2 protein-coding genes are annotated in these 2,543 nt (G+C 65.7%); both read right to left on the reverse strand.

The annotated features are described in order from the left end of the window. Positions 1–355: 355 nt before the first annotated feature. Complete coding sequence (locus F4827_RS34785; protein WP_183733973.1) at positions 356–1,522, reverse strand: IS91 family transposase; 1,167 nt, start codon at positions 1,520–1,522, stop codon at positions 356–358. Positions 1,523–1,538: 16 nt separating this feature from the next. Then, the gene (locus F4827_RS34790; RefSeq protein WP_183733970.1) at positions 1,539–2,414 is read right to left on the reverse strand and encodes a site-specific integrase; all 876 of its coding nucleotides are present in this window, start codon (positions 2,412–2,414) and stop codon (positions 1,539–1,541) included. Positions 2,415–2,543 lie beyond the last annotated feature (129 nt).

The following is a 2,543-nucleotide window of genomic DNA, read 5'->3' on the forward strand; positions in this document are numbered from 1 at the left end:
CGTTAAGGGTTATTGGACGTCTGCCTCGTTCACATGACCGTGAGTTTGCCGCGGCGCGTGTGGGCAGGCGTCGAATAAGCCTCGAGGGAGGAAACCGCGGAGTGGTCCGGGACGCTCGGAATCTCGGTCGGCTATGGCGATTGATGGTCTGGCATCCTCAGTATTTCTGGAGGACGGCGGCTTGAACAGAATGCCGGGAGAGCGCAGACGTCGTGAGGATGCGGTGCACTAACGCGAGGGTGACGAGGAAGTGGCCGTACGGGAGGCTGCGTGACGCGCCAGGCACAAACGTCCGCTTGTGGGCCGCGTTGCCGCAAAGCCGACGTTGGGTTGGGATATCGAGGAAGCGCCGCATTCATGGGCGGGCCTGCATCGGGGGCGCGCGAATCGGTGCGGTGCGCTGGAGGATGTCGATGACGATCATCGAGGCTCCGCAGTGCCGACAGATGAAGACGGCCCGGAGCGCGACGACGGGCTCCGGGGATGGCGGTTCGGATTCGGGCGTGACGTGCAGCAGCTCACGCACCTTCGCGAGACTGGCGCGGCGCACCGGGTTGGCGAGCAGCCCGTAGTGACGGATGCGATGAAACCCGCCGGGCAGCACATGAAGCAGGAAACGACGCATGAACTCGCCGGCCTCCAGTGTCATGGTCTTGTAGCGGGTACGCCCCTTCTCGCGATAGTCCTTCCAGCGGAACGTCACGCCGTGCTCATCGAAGGCCAGCAGACGCTGGTTGGAGATCGCTACGCGGTGTGTATAGCGCGAGAGGTACGCGAGCACAGCTTCGGGTCCCGCAAAGGGGCGCTTGGCGTACACAAACCATTCGCAGGCACGCAGGGGCGCGAGCCACTGGGCGAAGTCGGTCGGATCGGCGAGCGCCGCGTACTCGCCGAAGAACTGCAACTGGCCGCGCCGGTGAGAATCAGCGAGGGCTTCGAGGAAGCGGCGCCGGAACAGGCGCGAGAGCACGCGCACCGGCAGGAAGAAGCCGGGCCGGCAGCCGATCCAGCGTTCTCCGTCGGGCGACAGCCCGCCGCCAGGGACGATGCCGTGCACGTGCGGATGATGCGTGAGCGCCGAGCCCCAGGTGTGCAGGACGAGCGTGGCGCCGATCTGCGCGCCGAGATGCCGGGGATCGGCGGCGATGGTGCGCAGCGTGTCGGCGGCGATGTCGAACAGCAGCCCGTAGACGACCCGCTTGTTGTACCAGGCGATTGCGCTGATGGCAGCGGGCAGCGTGAAGACGATGTGGTAATACTCGACCGGCAGCAGATCGGCCTGACGCGCTTCGAGCCAGCGTCGTGCGGCATTGCCCTGACACTTGGGGCAATGGCGGTTGCGGCAGGAGTTGTAGGCAATCTCGGTGCGCGCGCAGCCGGAACAGCGCAGCACATGCCCGCCCAGCGCCGCGCTGCGGCACTGTTCGATGGCCGACATCACCTTGAGCTGCCCGAGACTCAGGTGGACTGTGCGACGCCACGCTGGCCCGTGGGCGCGGAAGATGTCCGCGACCTCTGGCATGAGGCACTGCGCCGGGTCAGTTGGCGGCCAGGCGCTCCAGCGGACTGGTGACTTCGCGCAGCAGGTCGGTGGCCACCTGCGCGTAAAGCGCGGTGGTTTCCAGCTTCTTGTGGCCAAGCAGCACCTGGATCACGCGGATGTCGACCTTCTGTTCGAGCAGGTGCGTGGCAAAGCTGTGACGCAACGTGTGCATCGACACACGCTTGTCTATCTGCGCGGCCTCGGCGGCCGCACGGATGGCACGGTTGAGTTGCCTCGGCGTGAGGGGATCGACGGGGTCGAGCCCGGGAAACAGCCACCCGCCGTCGGGCATCTTGCCTTGGGCACGGGCCACACGCCACCAGACCCGCAGGCGTTCGAGCAGTACCGGTGAGAGCATCGCGTAGCGATCCTTGCGCCCCTTGCCCTGCTCGACACGCAGCGTCATGCGCTGGCTGTCGATGTCTGTGACCTTCAGCGCCACCACTTCGCTGACACGCAGCCCCGTGCCGTAGGCGACCGAGAGAGCCGTCTGGTGCTTCAGGTTCCCAGTGGCGGCGATGAGCCGCCGGACTTCATCGGGGCTGAGCACGACCGGTAATGTACGGGGCACGCGCACGGGCTGCATCCGGGCCATCAGTTCGGGCTCGTGGAGCGTGGTCTCGAAGAAGAACTTGAGCCCGGTGATCGCGGCGTTCAGTGAAATTGGTGACGTGCCATGATCGACCAGATGCAACTGGTAGGTTCGCAGGTCCTCGACCGTGGCGGTATCAGGCGAGCGCCCGAGGTATCGGGAGAACTCGCGGACGATGCGCAGATAGTTGGCTTGCGTCTTCGGGGAAAGCTGGCGCATACGCATGTCGTCGATCATGCGCTGGCGCAACGGGCTGACGGTCGGTAGAGAGGAGGTCATGATGCGGCTCCTGTTGAAGAACGAGGCGGATTGCCTCACTCGCCAACATAAACCGCGCGACCGGCCTCTCCCTGACCTTCAGCGCCGGACCGTAGCCCCTACCGCGCGAGCGGTTTAGTCCTGCGACCC

Origin of the sequence: Paraburkholderia bannensis (genome assembly GCF_014200455.1) — a bacterium.
GTDB classification, from domain to species: Bacteria; Pseudomonadota; Gammaproteobacteria; order Burkholderiales; family Burkholderiaceae; genus Paraburkholderia; species Paraburkholderia bannensis_A.